The organism is Xanthomonas sacchari (genome assembly GCF_024266585.1).
GTDB lineage: Bacteria > Pseudomonadota > Gammaproteobacteria > Xanthomonadales > Xanthomonadaceae > Xanthomonas_A > Xanthomonas_A sacchari_C.
Window position 1 is genome coordinate 3,830,440 of the sequence record NZ_CP100647.1, and the last position, 16,881, is coordinate 3,847,320.

Sequence of the window (16,881 nt, forward strand, 5' to 3'; positions counted from 1 at the left end):
TCTCAGGCCGGGGCCGCCGCGCCGCCGTCGTCGCGGCGCATGGCCTGGGCGTGGCGTGTCTTGAACTCCTCGAAGCTCAGGCCCTGCGCCTGCGCGTCGGCCTGCGCGGCATCCTTCAACGCGTCCGAGTACATCAGCCGCACCGGCGTACCGGCGCGCTCGTGCAGCTCTGCCGCCTGCATGATCAGCGACAGCACCTGCGCGGCGCTCTCGCTCTGCCCGGCGATGCGCCCGTCCATGCCCAGCACCCACTCGCCGTCGCGGCGCACGATGCCGGCCAGCAGCGTGCGCTGCTGGTCGCGCAGTTCCGCATGCGGTTCGATGGGCGCGGCCGGTGCGACGCCCTCGGCGCGGTGACGCAGGCGCTCGGCCAGCTTCTTGCGCAGGTCGCGGCGCGGCTTGGACTGGATGGACATGCGGTTTCCTCAACGATGACCCGACGACGATAGCCCAACCGCGGCGCGGCTCACAGCGGGTCGGCCGGTTCCAGCCGCGGCACCTGCGCATCCGGCCGCGGCAAGCGCTTGCCGCTGCGCCGTTCCCAGCGCCAGAACCCCCAGCCGAGCAGGAAGAACCCGCCCGAGCCCAGCGCCAGGTGCAGGGCATGGCCGCTGAGCAGCGGCGACAGCACCCCGGCCACCAGCACGGTGACCATCAACTGGGTGAAGGCCTGCAGCGACGAGGCCAGCCCGCGTTGGCGCGGATACATGTCCAGCACCGCCAGCGCCAGGATCGGGAAGATCAGCGCCGTGCCCAGGCCGGCGAAGAAGATCGGCAGCACCGCCCACGGCAACGCGATGGCCGGGGCCAGCGCGGTGTAGGCGATGTTGCCGACCATCGACAGGCCGCAGCAGACGAAGCCGATGCGCACCTGCCGCATCGGCCCGAACCGCCCGGCCATGCGCCCGGACAGGAATGCGCCCAGGGTCATGCCGCCGATGGTGGGCAGGAACAGCCAGGCGAAGTCGCGCTCGGTCTTGCCCAGCAGGTCGATCATGAACACCGGCGCCGAGGCGATGTACAGGAACACCCCGCCGAAATTGAACGCACCGGCCGCGGCCAGGCGCTGGAAGCGCGGATTGAGCGCGATGCCGACGTAGTCGCGCAGCAGCCTGCGCGGCGCCAGCGGCGTGCGCGCCTGCGGCGGATGCGTCTCCGGCATCCAGCGCAGGGTCGCCACCAGCAGCAGCGAGGAAAAGCCGACCAGGAACCAGAAGATCATCGGCCAGCCGCGGCCGCTGCCGAGGATCCAGCCGCCGATGATCGGCGCGATCGCCGGGGCGATGCCGAACAGCATCGAGACCTGGCTCATCAGCCGCTGCGCATCGTCGCCGTGGAACAGGTCGCGGATCACCGCGCGGCCGACGATCATGCCGACGCCGGCCGAGACGCCCTGCAGCGCGCGGAACGCCAGCAGGGTCGGCAGGTCGCGCGACAGCGCGCAGCCGGCCGAGGCCAGGATGAACACGATCAGCCCGGCGACGATCACCCGCCGGCGCCCCAGCGCGTCGGACAGCGGCCCGTGCGCCAGGCCCATCAGCGCATAGGCCAGCAGGTACACGCTCACCGTCTGCTGGATCGCCACCGGATCGGCGTGCAGGCGCTGCGCCAGCTGCGGGAACGCCGGGAAGATGGTGTCGATGGAGAACGGGCCGAACATCGCCAGCCCGGCAAGCAGCAGGGCCATGCGGCGTGTGGACACGGATGGGAGCGTCATGGGGACATCGTCCTAAAAAACCGGCCGCGGCGGCCGCAGGACGGACGCACACGCGACGACGCCGTCCGGCATGGACAGGCGCGAAAGGAAGGGAGTGCGGCCATGATACGCGCTGCGGCCGCCTGGGCGCATCCGCCGCAGCTGCCCATTCAGCCTGGCGTCGGTGCCGGGGCTCCGCCGTGCGCGCCCCCGGCCACGCTATAATCGCCATGCAGCAAGGTGGGAGAAGCGGGGCGACCCGCTGCCGAAGGCGCAAACGCCCGTAATCGCTCAGGCCCGATACCACCCGCACCAAGACTCTGGAGAGACCGGTCAAACCCGGCGCCGAAGGGGCACGAAGCGCGGCGTCAGCCGCCGCTTCCAAACTCTCAGGCAAAAGGACAGAGGGGCATTGGGAGGACACGCGCTTCCCGTCGATCGTGCCCGCCGCCGCGGTCCGACGACGGCATTGCGCATGTCCTCGCCTCCTCGTGCCTTCCTCAGCCGGACGACTGCCATGTCTCACACCTCTTCGCTGCGCGACCTCGAACACCACTGCGCCTTCATCGAGCGCCACATCGGCCCGAACGACGCCGAGATCGCGCACATGCTGCGCACCGTCGGCCACGACTCGCTGGAGGCGATGACCGACGCCATCGTGCCCGGCAACATCAAGTCGCCGGCCGCGCTGGCGCTGCCCGACGCCATCACCGAGGAGGAGGCGCTGGCCAAGATCCGTGCCATCGCCGACAGGAACACCGTGTTCCGCAGCTTCATCGGCCAGGGTTACTACGGCACCCACACGCCCAAGGTGATCCTGCGCAACATCCTCGAGAACCCGGCCTGGTACACCGCCTATACGCCGTACCAGGCGGAGATCTCGCAGGGCCGCATGGAAGCGCTGATCAACTTCCAGACCATGTGCGCCGACCTCACCGGCATGGAGATCGCCAACGCCTCGCTGCTGGACGAAGCCACTGCCGCGGCCGAGGCGATGACCCTGGCCAAGCGCTCGGCCAAGTCCAAGTCCGACACGTTCTTCGTGCACGACGCGGTGCACCCGCAGACCCTGGAACTGCTGCGCACCCGCGCCGAGCCGCTGGGCATCGTGCTGCGCGTGGGCACGCCGGAGGAAGCGCTGCAGGCCGAGTGCTTCGGCGTGCTGCTGCAGTATCCGGACAGCTTCGGCCACATCGGCGATCACCAGGCGCTGGCCGACGCGGTACATGCGCAAGGCGGCCTGGTCGCGGTGGCCACCGACCTGCTCGCGCTGACCCTAATCGCCGCGCCCGGCGAATGGGGTGCGGACATCGTGGTCGGCAACTCGCAGCGCTTCGGCGTGCCGTTCGGCTTCGGCGGCCCGCACGCCGCGTTCATGGCCTGCCGCGACGCCTACAAGCGCTCGATGCCGGGCCGCCTGATCGGCGTGTCGATCGACGCCGCCGGCAACCCCGCCTACCGCCTCACCCTGCAGACCCGCGAGCAGCACATCCGCCGCGAGAAGGCCACCTCCAACATCTGCACCGCGCAGGTGCTGCTGGCGGTGATGGCCTCGATGTACGCGGTGTACCACGGCCCCGAGGGCCTGGTCCGCATCGCCCGCCGTACCCACCGCCTGGCCGCGATCCTGGCCGCGGCGCTGCGCGGCGCCGGCGTCGCCGTCGGCGAACGCTTCTTCGACACCCTGCACGTCACCGGTGTGGACGCCGCGGCCATCCACGCCAAGGCGCGTGCGGCCGGCATCAACCTGCGCGCGATCGACAGCACCGCACTGGGCATCAGCCTGGACGAAACCGCCACCCGCGCCGACGTGGTCGCGCTGGCGCAGCTGTTCGGCGCCCAGGCCGACATCGACGCGCTCGACGCCGCCACCGCCGACGCGTTGCCGCCGCAGCTGCTGCGGCACAGCGCGTTCCTGCAGCACCCGGTGTTCAACACCCACCACAGCGAGCACGAGCTGCTGCGCTACATGCGCGCGCTGGCCGACAAGGACCTGGCGATGGATCGCACCATGATCCCGCTGGGCAGCTGCACCATGAAGCTCAACGCCACCGCCGAGATGATCCCGGTGACCTGGCCGCAGTTCGGCGCGATCCATCCGCTGGCCCCGGCCGAGCAGAGCGTGGGCTACAAGCAGCTGATCGACGAACTGGAAGCGATGCTGGTGGAGTGCACCGGCTACGACGCGGTCAGCCTGCAGCCCAACTCCGGCGCGCAGGGCGAGTACGCCGGCCTGCTGGCGATCCGCGCCTATCACCGCGCCCGCGGCGAAGGCCACCGCGACATCTGCCTGATCCCCGAATCGGCGCACGGCACCAACCCGGCCTCGGCGCAGATGTGCGGCATGACCGTGGTGGTGACCAAGTGCGACAGCAACGGCAACGTCGACGTCGCCGACATCCGCGCCAAGGCCGAGAAGTATTCCGAGCGCCTGGCCGCGCTGATGATCACCTACCCGTCCACCCACGGCGTGTTCGAGGAAGACGTGGTGGCGATCTGCGAGGCGGTGCATGCGCACGGCGGCCAGGTCTACACCGACGGCGCCAACATGAACGCGCTGGTCGGCCTGGCCAAGCCCGGCAAGTGGGGCTCGGACGTGTCGCACCTGAACCTGCACAAGACCTTCTGCATCCCGCACGGCGGCGGCGGCCCCGGCGTCGGCCCGTGCGCGGTGAAGGCGCACCTGGCGCCGTACCTGCCCAAGACCCTGGGCGGCGACGGCGAGGTCGGCATGGTCAGCGCCGCCAGCTTCGGCAGCGCCTCGATCCTGCCGATCAGCTGGATGTACATCACCATGATGGGCAACCGCGGGCTGCGCAAGGCCACCCAGGTCGCGCTGCTCAACGCCAACTACATCGCCAAGCGCCTGGCGCCGTACTACAAGACCCTGTACACCGGCCGCAACGGCCTGGTCGCGCACGAGTGCATCCTCGACGTGCGCCCGCTGGAGAAGACCAGTGGCATCGGCGCCGAGGACATCGCCAAGCGCCTGATCGACTTCGGCTTCCACGCGCCGACGCTGAGCTTCCCGGTCGCCGGCACGCTGATGGTGGAGCCGACCGAGAGCGAATCGCAGCACGAGCTGGACCGCTTCATCGACGCGATGATCCAGATCCGCGAGGAGATCGCCGCGATCGAGGACGGCCGCCTGGACCGCGAGGACAACCCGCTCAAGCACGCCCCGCACACCGCCGCGCAGGTCACCGCCAGCGAGTGGACCCACGCCTATCCGCGCGAGCTGGCCGCGTTCCCGCTGCCGACCCTGAAGCAGCAGAAGTACTGGCCGCCGGTGGCGCGCGTGGACAACGTCTACGGCGACAAGAACGTGATGTGCGCGTGCATCCCGGTGGACGCGTACAAGGAAGCGACCGAAGCCTGACCGGAACCGCGGCTCGCCCTTTCGAAAACCCCGCTTCGGCGGGGTTTTTCGTTACTGGGCGGTCACGCTCCCACGCCTGCGAGAAATGTAAAAAAAGCAAACTTCATGCTACAGGCGCTGCCCGCCCCTCTCCAAGCAGGGCATACAGCCGCTAGAAGCCCGGCCCGGCAAACGACTGAACGCCCCACCCGGAATGTAAACTTTTAAAAAAAAGTTGACAGCCGCCGCGCGCCCGCGACAGACTCGGATGCACCGGGCATGGAGGAGGCCCGGCACCCGGATGGAGGCGACCCTGGCAGGGTCCAGCAGGACGGCGCATGCCGGCCGGCACGGGGCGCCGTGGCCGCTGCGTTGGCCGCAAGGGAGCGCGGATCGACACATCGCAGCGGCACCCACCGCGGCAAGTCCGCGACATGCGGCGGCGCTCCCGCAAGGGCGCGTCGCCCGGCCCGCCAGGAGAACGCACGTGTCCATCCGTCTCGCTGCATGCCTTGCCCTCGCCGCCCTGCTGGCGGCACCCGCCGCCGCTGGCGAGCCGCCTGGCAACAAACCCGAACGCCTGGAGTGGTTTCGCGACCAGGGGCTGGGCCTGTTCATCCACTGGAGCGTGGACGCCCAGCTCGGGCTGATCATCTCGCACTCGCTGGCCGGCTCGAGCAAGGAGTACCAGGACCGGTTCTACCGGGAACTGCCCGCGACCTTCGACCCGACCCACTTCGACCCCGACGCGCTCGCCCGCCTGGCCAGGCTGACAGGCTTCCGCTACATGGTGTTCACCACCAAGCACCACAACGGATTCGCGATGTGGGACACCCACACCACCGACTTCTCGATCATGCACACGCCGTATGCGCAGGACACGACGCGGCAGCTGTTCGATGCCTTCCGCAAGCAGGGAGTGCCGCCGGGCATCTACTTCTCGCCCGACGATTTCCACTGGCTCTATCAGAACGGCAAGGACATCAACCGGCGCGTGGATGCGGTGCAGCCGAGCAACAACCCCGGGCTGCTGCAACTGGACCGGGCGCAGATGACCGAACTGATGACGCAGTATGGGCCGATCGCCACGGTGTTCTTCGATGGCGAATCCAAGGCGCTCAAGGACATCGCCTGGAACGCGCAGCCGGACAGCATCGTCACCCGCGGCGCGATCGAGACGCCGGAGCAGAACGTTCCCGGCGCCGCACTGCCGGGGGCCTGGGAATCGTGCATGACGATGGGCACGGCCTGGGGCTGGCAGCCGAGCGACGAACGCTACAAATCGCCAGGCGAGTTGATCCGCCTGCTGGTACAGACCCGGGCGCGCGGCGGCAACCTGCTGCTGAACATCGCCCCGCGCGCGGATGGCTCGTTGCCGATCGAACAGGAGCAGAACCTGCGCACGCTGGGCGCATGGCTCTTCATCAACGGCGATGCCATCTATGGCGTTCGGCCGTGGACGGTGACCAACGAAGGCGACCTCTGGTACACGCGCTCGAAGGACCGGCACGCCCTCTATGTGATCGTCGACGACGGGAAGGAGGGCGCGCAGCCCTGGCGTCGCGGAACGTGGCGGGAATTCGTGCTGAAGACCGTGCGCGCGACGGCCAGGACCACGGTCAGCGTGCTGGGCCAGAGCGACCGGCTGGTGGAGTACCGGCCGGAGCTGCAGCCGCGCAGCACGTTGCGGCAGGCGGCCGACGGCCTGCACATCCGCGTGATGCGCGCGCAGCGGCTGCGCGACAGCGACACTTGGGAATACCCGTCGGTGATCAAGCTCACCGACGTGGAAGAGGCATTCGTGCCACCGGTGGTGACGACGCTCGCGCCCATCGTGCATGCCGACGGCACCACGACGCTGCGCGGCGCATGGCGCGATGCGCAAGCGGCGCACGGCGCGCAGTTCGGATTCGACTATCGCGACATCACCGGCGAGGACACCGAGAGCCGCCAGGAGGGCTGGCACGCGCTCGACCTGATGCCGGCCGATGCCCCCGGAACCTACAGCGCGCGCTTCTCGCCACAGAAGGGCCACGCATACGAGTTCCGCGCACTGCTGAAGCATCCGCTGCTGAGCCTCTACGGGGACGTGGTCGCCATCCCCGCCCGGTAGCGACAGTACGCCGCGCCCGGGCACGTTTCGGCCGTCGCCGCGACGCCACCCGCGCGGCCCCGGCACAGCCAAGGCAACGCGCCGGCGCGGCCTCTCGCACGCGCAGAAAAGAGAATAATTGAAAGTAACGGAACCGCTACCACCCCTGCTGCAAACGTCAAAATTTCGGCTTTTTTCCAGTGATTCTGGCCATCCCGAGAGGAAAGCACCACCTTCATGTAAATTTTTAAAATAACTATTGACAGCTTCACGCGGCTCTTACAGACTCGGGTTGCCGGCTGTGGGAGACACCGGCAAAGAACGCAATGGACACGCCCGGAACGGGCGCAGCGGGACGGCGCAAGCCGGCCAGCAGGGGGAGTTGTTGCCGGTCGCACGGCATCAACAACGGGGACGAGGGAGTGAGAGACGCATCGCGGCGGATTCGCGATGCGTGGCGGCGCCTTCCGGAGGAAGCGCCGCTGCGCCGATCAACCCAAGGGGGTTCACGATGACTGGCAAGGGCTTGTGTGTTCCGACCGCTGCACCGCCGCGCCGCCACCCGGCCGTGCGGATGCTGCGCGCCCTGCGCAATGCCGCGCTGTGGCTGGCCGCCGCGCTGCCGCTGGCGGCGCAGGCCGCCGCGCCCGCCGTGCTGCCCGCGCCCGCGCAGTCGACAGCGCTGCCCGGCAGCCTCCGGATCCACGACGCAACCGCGCTGCAGGTGGATCCCACCGATCCGGCGGCCGCACGGGTCGCCGGCTTTCTGCGGGGACTGTTGCAACGCACGCAGCGCCTGCCGCTGCCGCAGCGCGCAGGCGCGGACACCAGCGCCGCGGCGCAGATCCGCCTGCGCGTGGACTCCTCCTGCACGGTCGCGCAGCCGGAAGGCTATTGCCTGCGCATCGACCCGCAGGGCGCGACGCTGAGCGCGCGCAGCGAAACCGGCCTGTTCTATGCCGCCGTGTCGTTGTGGCAGTTGCTGAGCGCCAACCCGCCCGCGGCCGATGGCAGCATCACCCTGGCCAGCCTGGAGCTGCGCGACTGGCCACGCCTGCGCTGGCGCGGCGTGATGCTCGACTCGGCCCGCCACATCCAGGACGTGGCCACGATCGAACGCCTGCTCGACCAGATGGCGCTGCACAAGCTCAATGTGCTGCACTGGCACCTGACCGACGACCAGGGCTGGCGCCTGCAGATCCTGCGCTATCCCGCGCTCACCGACATCGGCGCCTGGCGCGTGCCACCCGGCGAGGCCGGCACCGGTCGCCGCTACGGCGGTTTCTACACCCAGCAACAGGTGCGCCACGTGGTGGCGTATGCGCAGGCCCGCCACATCCAGGTGGTGCCGGAACTGGACATGCCCGGGCACGCCCAGGCCGCCGCCGCGGCGTATCCGCAACACGTGGGCGGCGGCGAGGCGCCCGGCGTGGCCAACACCTGGGGCATCCACGACTATCTCTACGGGGTCGACGACGCCGACCTGGACTTCGTCCGCAACATCCTCGACGAGGTGATGGCGCTGTTCCCCGGCCGCTACGTGCACGTCGGCGGCGACGAGGCGCTGAAGTATCGCTGGGAGCGCTCGGCGTCGGTGCAGGCGCGCATGCGCCAGCTCGGCATCACCAACGAGGACCAGTTGCAATCCTGGTTCATCGACCAGGTCGGGCAGTATCTGCACGCGCACGGCAAGCGCCTGATCGGCTGGGACGAGATCCTGCAGGGCGCGCTGCCCAAGGACGCCACGGTCATGTCCTGGCATGGCGTCGACGGCGCGCTTCAGGCCGCGCGCATGGGCCACGACGCCGTGCTGGCGCCGTCGCCGGACCTGTACTTCGACAACCTGCAGAGCAATCTCGCGGACGAGCCGGCCGGCCGCCTGAAGATCCAGCCGCTGGCCAAGGTGTATGCGTTCGATCCGGTGCCCGCCACGCTGGATGCGCAGACCGCCGCCCACATCCTCGGCGCCCAGGCGCAGCTGTGGAGCGAGTACCTGGTAGAGCCCTGGCAGCTCGAGCACGCGCTGTATCCGCGCATCGATGCGCTGTCCGAAGTGCTGTGGTCGCCCGCCTCCACGCGCGACTGGCCGGATTTCCTGCAACGCCTGGTCGTGCAGTTGCGGCGTTACCGCCTGCAGGGGATCGAGGCCGCGGACAGCGCCTTCGCGGTCGCCGCCCCCGTCCCGGAGACCGCGCGCGTCCATGCCGGCCTGCCGGCAACCCTGCAGTTGGGCAACCAGGCCGATTTCGGCCAATTGCGCTACACGCTCGACGGCAGTGCGCCCGGCCCGGCCTCGCCGCGCGCGACCGGACCGCTGCGGCTCGCCTGGGGCAGTGAGGTCCGCGCGGCCGCTTTTGCCGACGATGGCACGCCGCTGTCGGCGCCGCGCACGTTCCGGCTGGACCGCGACTGGCTGTACACCCGCGCCAGCAACCGCCTGCTGCCCTGTCGCGACGATGGCCTGCGCCTGCGCCTGCCGCTGCTGCCCGACCTGGGCGCGCCCGGCACGCCGGTCTACGACGTGGACCTGTTCGATGCGTGCTGGATCTATCCCGGGGCCGCGCTGCGCGACCCTGCCCGCCTGCATGTGGAACTGGCGCGACTGGCGCGCAATTTCGGACTGACCAGGCCGCAACTGGCGCGGCGCACCGCCCACCCGCCCGGCACCTCGGGCAATCGCCTGCTGGTGCGCGCACGCGGCCACGCCTGCGACGGCCCGCTGCTGGCCAGCCTGCCGCTGCCGGAGGAGAGCGCGCCCGGCGTGCGCTTCTCCCTGGATGCGCCGCTGCCGGCCACCGCGGCGGAGACGGACGTGTGCCTGATCGTCGCCGCGCCGCTGGATGGCCCGCTCTATGGCATCGACCGGGTCCGTATCGAACCGGCCACCCGCCCCTCCCCGCGCGACGGGGCCGACCACGCCGGAGCCGCCGAATGAACCACAGCCTGTTCCTCGCCACGTTCCTCGCCTACCTGCTGGTGACCCTGGCGTTCGGCGTCTGGATCTCGCGCCATCATCGCGGCAGCGGCGAAGATTTCCTGCTGGGCGGGCGCCGGATGTCTCCGCTGCTGACCATCGGCTCGACGGTCGGCACCATGGTCGGCACCGGCTCGAGCATGGGCGCGGTGGGCTACGCCTACGCCAACGGCTGGGCTGGCGCGCTGTACGGCATCGGCGGCGCACTCGGCATCCTGGCGCTGGCGCAGTGGTTCGCGCCGGCGCGCGCGCAGCGCTTCGCCACGATGAGCCAGGAACTGGCGCACTACGTCGACGACCATCCGCTGGTGGCGCGCCTGGTCGCGGTGCTGACCTATGTCGCCTGCGTGGGCTGGCTCGGCGCGCAGATCCTCGGCGGCGGCGTCTACCTGGCCTGGATGGCCGGCATCAACCTGACCCTGGCCAAGCTGCTGGTGGCGTTCGGCTTCGGCGCCTACTGCGTGATCGGCGGCTACGTCGCCGTGGCCTGGACCGATACCTTGCAGGCGCTGATCGTGTTCTGCGGTTTCGTCCTGATGGCGATCTACGTCCTGGCCCGGATCGGCGGGATGGACGCGCTCGGCGCCGGGCTGGACCCGGCCGCGGCCAGCCTGCTGGGCTGGCGGCGGATCGGCGCACTGCCGGCGCTGTCGCTGGTCTGCGTGATCGCGGTCGGAGTGCTGGCATCGCCGGCGTTCCGCCAGCGCATCTATGCGGCGCGCTCGGTCTCCGCAGTGCGGCATTCGTTCCTGCTCACCGGCGGGCTGTACCTGGTGTTCTCGGCGATCCCGGCCATGGTCGGCGTGGCGGCGCGGCAACTGGTGCCCGGCCTGACCGATCCCGGCTTCGCCTTCCCGTCGCTGGCCACCGACGTCCTGCCGCTGGCGCTGGGACTGGCGCTGCTGGTGGCCGGGCTGTCGGCGACCATGTCCAGCGCCAGTTCCGATGCCATCGCCGGCGTGGCGGTGCTCACCCGCGACCTGTACGCGATGGTGCGCGGGCGGCCGCTCGCGCAGGAGCGGACGGTGGCCGCCTCGCGCGTCGGGCTGGTCGCCACGATCGCGCTCGCGCTGCTGCTGGCGCTGCTGTCCAACGACATCATCGGCTACATCGGCACGATGATCGCCACGGTCATGAGCGGCTTGTGCGTGTGCGCCGTGCTCGGCCGCTTCTGGCGCCGCTTCACCTGGCAGGGCGCGGTCGCATGCCTGCTGGGCGGCTCGCTGGCCTCGATCGCGATCGGCCTGCATCCGGCCTGGAACGCGTTCTGGGGCAACCCCTGCATCCCCGGCCTGGCCGTCGCCAGCGCCGCCGGCATCGGCGCCAGCCTGATCGGCCCCGCGCGCCGCCGACCGGCACCGCCACAGGTCCACCCCACCCCCGACTGACGCCGACCGCCTGCCCACCCCGAATGCCGCTGCAGGGCCCGCCCTGCAGCGCACCCCGCCTCGGCCCCGCGGCCGAAGCCCCTCCACCCTCCGTCGTCCTTCCTGGAAGCCGCTATGCCACCTCGTATCGCTCCGCTTGCCCTGGCCACTGCGCTGGCCCTTCTCCACCAAAGTGGCCACGCCCAGACGGTGACCCCTTCAGCCGGCGCCTCGCCCGATGCCACTCCCGCGGCGCCGCAAACGCTGGACACCATCCAGGTCAGCGGCTATCGCGGCAGCCTCATGAAGGCGATCGACAACAAGCGCAGCGCCGATGCCATCGTCGATTCGATCAATGCCGAAGACATCGGCAAGTTCCCCGACGCAAACGTCGCCGAATCGCTGTCGCACGTGCCCGGGGTGACCGTCGACTATGCCTACGGCGAAGGCGAGAAGGTCTCGATCCAGGGCACCGACCCGGCACTGAACCGCACGCTGCTCAATGGACAGACCGTCGCCTCCACCGACTGGGGTGGCGCGAGCTATTCGCAGACGCGCACGTTCAACTACTCGACGCTGGCGCCGGAACTGCTGGCCGCCGCCGAGGTGTACAAGACGCCGGAGGCGCGCATCGTCGAAGGCAGCGTCGGCGGCACGGTGATCCTGCACACGCGCAAGCCGCTGGACATGGACGCCAACACCGTCACCGGCTCGGCCGGGGTCGGCTACAACGACCGCTCCGACCGCTTCCGGCCCAACGGTTCGGCGCTGTACTCCTGGAAGAACGAGGCCGGGACCTTCGGCGTGCTCGCCTCCTACATGCATCGCGACGAGTGGATCCAGCGCGAAGGCATCGACGTCTACGGCTACCCCAAGGTGGCAGGCGCCGGCTTCCCCGCCAACCTGGCCGCCAATGCCGGCAACGCCGTCTATCCCAACTCGGTGAGCACCGGCCTGATCAAGCAGCACCGCAAGCGCGACACCGGCAGCGTGGACCTGCAGTTCAAGCCCAGCGACCAGCTGGAATTCAACGTGAACGCGCTCTACGTGGATGCCGACTACACCTACTTCAACAACAGCCGCTACTCCTATGCCGCCGCCAGCCCCGGCGCGGCCACCGCGCTGGGCATCGAAGACGGCGTGGCCACCAGCGGCAGCTTCGGCAACAGCGCCGTCACCGAGCACGACGCCACCAACAAGATGACCCGCGTCAAGACCAGCGCGGTCACCGGGCAGATGGACTTCCACGGCGACGCGTGGACCATGAGCGCCGTGGTCGGCACCACCAAGTCCACCGGCGGCGTGCAGAAGCAGTACTTCATGGAACTGCCCGAGTACAACGGCTACCGCTACGCCATCGATGGCGACAAGGTCAGCCTGGACTACGCGACACCGAGCGTGCCGTCGGCGATCAAGGTCGGCAACGGCAGCTACCTCGGCGGGATCGGCAGGACCCCGCTGAGCGACCAGGAGAAGTACCTGCAACTGGACTTTACCCGCAATCTCCAGCTCGGGCCGTTCTACCAGTTGCTGTGGGGCGCCAAGCGCGAGGACCACCGCAACACGCAGACGGTGTGGTCGCAGAACCTGCGCGCCACCGGCACCGTCTCGCTGGCGGACGTCGCCTCCGGCATGACCGACAGCGACTACCTGTCCGGAATCAGCGCCAGCCCGGACATGCGCAACTGGACGCTGATCGACCGCCAGGCGATGATCGCCCGCCTGGACCAGGCCGCCGCCGGCGGCGCCTACAAGCAGAACTACGCGTCCTCCTACGCGATCCACGAGATCAACACGTCCGCCTACCTCCAGGGCAATTTCTCCGGCGAACGCTATCGCGGCAACATCGGCGTGCGCTACGCGCGCACCACCGACGACATGGCGGGCTATACCGTTCTCACCAGCGGCTCGGCGACACCGGTCGCGGTCAGCCAGGGCTACGGCAAATGGCTGCCGAGCGCCAACTTCGTCTACGACCTGCGCGAGGACCTGCTGCTGCGCCTGGCCGCCGCCAAGACCATCGCCCGGCCCCGCTACCAGGACCTGGCCCCCAGCGTCTCGCAGAACGACACCGTGCTGTCGGCCAGCGGCGGCAACCCGAACCTGAAGCCGTACCAGTCCAACAACTTCAACGCCTCGCTGGAGTGGTACTACGCCGACGATGCGCTGCTGTCGGTGGACATGTTCTACAAGGACATCGCGTCCTACGTGGTGACCCGCACCTCCAGCGAAGTGCTCTACAACACCACCAGCGGCGGCTACAACACCTATACCACCACCCGTCCGTACAACGCCGCCGACGCCACCGTGAAGGGCCTGTCCGTGGCCTGGCAGGGCACGTTCGGCTACGGCTTCGGCATGATGGCCAACTACACCTTCTCCGACGCCAAGGCCTCGGTGGACTACAACCTGCCCTACAACTCGCGCAATGCGATCAACGTGACTCCGTACTGGGAGCAGGGCCCGTGGAGCGTGCGCGTGACCGGCAGCTGGCGCTCGAAGTACTTCACCGGCATCGGCCGCGTCGGCGCGAAACTGATGACCGACGCCTACACCAACCTGGGCGTGTCCGTGTCCTACCAGTTGACCCCGGCGCTGCAGCTGGACTTCAACGCCAGCAACTTGCTCGACGAGCAGTACTACAACTACAACGGCTCCCCCAGCGAACCGATGCTCATCTACAAGAGTGGCCGCGTCTACGACGCCAACCTGCGCTTCAAGTTCTGACGAGGTCCCACGGAGACCTCCGCGCATGCCGGCGCCACCGCCGGCATGCGCGGCTCGCAGGGCCGCAGCAGCCGCTGCCGCCCCGTTCGGCGCCGGGCCTCTAGTCGACCCGCCCGCGCGCGGCCACCGCCACGCTGCTGAGCCAGCGCCCGCCGCTGATCAACTGCACCTCGTCGAACAGGTTGGACACCGGGCAGGCGTGGTTGGGATAGATGCGCAAGGTCTCGCCGAGCGCCGGCCGGCGCGCGCAGGCGCTGAAGTCCAGGATGCCGTGCTCCTCGCTCAGGGCGGCGATGCGGGCATCGGGATAGCCATCGACGCAGCCGTAGCCGTCCATCCCCAGCAGATCGCTGGTCAAGGCCTTGGAACCGGCATCGACGATCACCCGTTCCGGCACCGGGATGCTGACCACAGTGGTCAGCACGCTCAGCGCGCAATCCTCCAGCGTGCCGACACCACGGGCCACCTGGTAGCGGTCGAGATAGATGTAGGTGCCCGGGCGATACTCGCTGAGCACGCCGCCGCAATGCGCCGACCACACGTCCGGGGTGCCGCCGCTGGAAACGTCCGGCGGCGGCAGTCCCGCCTGCTCGAGCAGGCCGACGGCCTCGCGCAACCACTGCGCCGCGTGCGCGCCGGCATCCGCCCCCGCCGCCGGATAGGTCATCAGCCCCGCGAACGTCAGCCCCGGCTGCGCCGCAATGTGCCGCGCCAAGGCCAGCGCCGCGGCCGGATCCTGCACACCGCAGCGCTTGCCGCCGGTGTCGCACTCCACCATCACCGGCAATGGCGCCGGCGCCCCGGCGAAGATCGCGGCGTAGCCATCGACCACCGGCACGCTGTCGGCCACCGTCTTCAACCGCACCCGCGCGGCCAGGCGCCGCAGCCGCTGCAGCTTGGCCGCGCCCAGCACGTTGTAGCTCAACAGGATGTCGGTGATGCCGGCATCGGCCATCACCTCGGCCTCGCCGAGCTTCTGACAGGTGATGCCGACCGCGCCGAGCTGCAACTGCCATTGCGCGAACAGCGGCAGCTTGTGGGTCTTGATGTGCGGGCGCAGCTTCAATCCATGCCGGTCCGCGTAGTCCTGCGCCCGCGCCAGGTTGGCGCGGACGCGGTCGACGTCGATCAGCACGCAGGGGGTCTCGAGGCGATCGAGGGTCTCTTCGGAGCGGTTCATGCGATCCTGTTTCAGTCGCCGATGGGCAATCGGGGGTCGTTGATCTTGAGCGTGTTGACGGTCTGCTTGATGCGCCGCAGGCCTTCGAACACGCGTGGCCCGCAGGCCTCGGCGGTCGCGGTGGCCAGCATGTCGACCAGCGCCAGCAGCGCGTAGCGGGTCGGCGATGGCTTGTACAGATCCGGATCGAGCGGTCCTTCGAAGGTCAGCGCCATTTCGGCGTGTTCGGCCAGCGGCGAACCGGGCGCGGTGACGGCCAGGGTGAAGGCGCCGTAGTGGCGCGCGATCGCCAGGGCCTCGTTGACCGAGCGCGCATGGCCGGAGATGGAGAACGCCACCGCCACGGTCTGCGCATCGGCCATCGCCGCGTTCATGCTCTGCAGTTCGCCATCGCTCTGCGCGGTGACCGCCAGCCCCAGCCGGAACAGCCGGTTCTGCAGTTCGACCGCGGCCATCGACGACGAACCGCCGGAACCGAACACCAGGATCGAACGCGCCGCGGCGAGCCTGGCGGCGGCCTGCTCCAGCAACGCGCCATCGACCCGCTCGGCCACCATCTCGATCGCCGCCACCGCGGCAGCGGCGACCCTGCCGGCGATCTCCCCGGCATCGCCGGGCGTGGCCGGCGCCGCTTGCGCCTGGCTGTCCAGGTAGACGCCGCCGATCGCCTCGGCCTGCGCCAGGCGAAACTTGAACTCGCGGACGCCGGCGCATCCCAGGTTGCGGCAAAACCGGGTCACGCTGGGCAGGCTGACGTCGGCGCGCGCCGCCAGGTCGACGATCGAGGCCATCGACACGAACCGCATGTCCGCCAGACAGAGCTCGGCCAGGCGCCGCTCGGCCCGGCTTCCGGAGGTCGCCACGTGGCGCAATTGCACGATGATGTCCGACAGGGGTTCCGCCACGATCCGATCCTTCTGTGAAGCCAGGGCGAGCAGCATATGCGAGCACCGCGCGGCAGCGCGCCGCCGGGACACGGCGCCCCTCTGAATTTTAATTTTTTACAAGATATGAATCAATAATTTCGGGCTTTCAGCGTAGACAATTTCCATATTTTACTTTTTTGCAAAAGACGTTGTAGGATGCGCCGTCGCCCTCTCCCCACAGCGTCCGCCATGTCTATCGCCCACTACGGTCAATCCCACGTTCCACTCACTCCGGCGGTACGCGCCGGCGACTTCGTGTTCGCTTCCGGCCAGGTGCCGGTGGATGCCGCCGGGCACCTGGTGCAAGGCGACGTGCAGGTGCAGACCCGGCAGGTGCTGGAGAATCTCGCGGCGGTGCTGGCCACCGCCGGTTGCGGCCTGCAGCAGGTGGTCAAGACCCTGGTGGTGCTGACCGACGCCGCCGACTTCCCCGCGTTCAACGCCGCCTACCGCGAGTACTTCCCGCAGCTGCCGCCGGCGCGCACCACGCTGGCGGCGCAACTGATGATCGATGCGAAGGTCGAGATCGAGGCGATCGCCTACGCTCCGCAGGAGTGAGCA

At 69.4% G+C, this 16,881-nt stretch carries 10 protein-coding genes and 1 riboswitch; of the genes, 6 read left to right on the forward strand and 4 right to left on the reverse strand.

Annotation, left to right across the window (positions count from 1 at the left end; genetic code table 11):
• Positions 1-2: 2 nt before the first annotated feature.
• Positions 3-416: a hypothetical protein gene (locus NKJ47_RS15955; protein ID WP_254458804.1), complete on the reverse strand. Its 414-nt coding sequence runs from the start codon at positions 414-416 to the stop codon at positions 3-5.
• Positions 417-466: 50 nt separating this feature from the next.
• Positions 467-1,717 carry a multidrug effflux MFS transporter gene (locus NKJ47_RS15960; RefSeq protein ID WP_254458805.1) on the reverse strand — a complete coding sequence of 417 codons (1,251 nt, stop codon included), beginning with the start codon at positions 1,715-1,717 and terminating at the stop codon, positions 467-469.
• Positions 1,718-2,006: 289 nt separating this feature from the next.
• Positions 2,007-2,111: riboswitch (glycine riboswitch) on the forward strand.
• A 102-nt stretch (positions 2,112-2,213) separates the two neighbouring features.
• Between NKJ47_RS15960 and gcvP the strand changes: the two genes are divergently transcribed.
• The 5 genes from gcvP (at position 2,214) to NKJ47_RS15985 (ending at position 14,214) form a co-directional block, all read left to right on the forward strand.
• Positions 2,214-5,075: an aminomethyl-transferring glycine dehydrogenase gene (gene gcvP, locus NKJ47_RS15965; protein WP_254458806.1), complete on the forward strand. Its 2,862-nt coding sequence runs from the start codon at positions 2,214-2,216 to the stop codon at positions 5,073-5,075.
• A 280-nt stretch (positions 5,076-5,355) separates the two neighbouring features.
• Positions 5,356-7,167: an alpha-L-fucosidase gene (locus NKJ47_RS15970; RefSeq protein ID WP_254458807.1), complete on the forward strand. Its 1,812-nt coding sequence runs from the start codon at positions 5,356-5,358 to the stop codon at positions 7,165-7,167.
• A gap of 553 nt (positions 7,168-7,720) precedes the next feature.
• A complete protein-coding gene (locus NKJ47_RS15975; protein WP_254458808.1) occupies positions 7,721-10,081 on the forward strand; it encodes a beta-N-acetylhexosaminidase in 2,361 nt (786 codons plus the stop codon).
• Entirely contained in the window at positions 10,078-11,508 is a 1,431-nt protein-coding gene (locus tag NKJ47_RS15980) for a sodium:solute symporter family protein (protein ID WP_254458809.1), read from the forward strand. The genes NKJ47_RS15975 and NKJ47_RS15980 overlap by 4 nt, the downstream gene beginning before the upstream one ends.
• A gap of 189 nt (positions 11,509-11,697) precedes the next feature.
• Positions 11,698-14,214 (forward strand): TonB-dependent receptor, encoded by a 2,517-nt coding sequence (locus NKJ47_RS15985; protein WP_254458810.1) that lies wholly within the window; start codon positions 11,698-11,700, stop codon positions 14,212-14,214.
• 100 nt (positions 14,215-14,314) lie between these two features.
• On the opposite strand, the gene NKJ47_RS15990 is transcribed toward NKJ47_RS15985, so the two are convergent.
• Together NKJ47_RS15990 and NKJ47_RS15995 are read right to left on the reverse strand one after the other, a co-directional pair.
• Positions 14,315-15,394 (reverse strand): D-TA family PLP-dependent enzyme, encoded by a 1,080-nt coding sequence (locus NKJ47_RS15990; protein WP_254458811.1) that lies wholly within the window; start codon positions 15,392-15,394, stop codon positions 14,315-14,317.
• An 11-nt stretch (positions 15,395-15,405) separates the two neighbouring features.
• Positions 15,406-16,299 (reverse strand): MurR/RpiR family transcriptional regulator, encoded by an 894-nt coding sequence (locus NKJ47_RS15995; protein WP_254458812.1) that lies wholly within the window; start codon positions 16,297-16,299, stop codon positions 15,406-15,408.
• Positions 16,300-16,509: 210 nt separating this feature from the next.
• Between NKJ47_RS15995 and NKJ47_RS16000 the strand changes: the two genes are divergently transcribed.
• Positions 16,510-16,878 (forward strand): RidA family protein, encoded by a 369-nt coding sequence (locus tag NKJ47_RS16000; protein ID WP_254458813.1) that lies wholly within the window; start codon positions 16,510-16,512, stop codon positions 16,876-16,878.
• Positions 16,879-16,881: the final 3 nt, after the last annotated feature.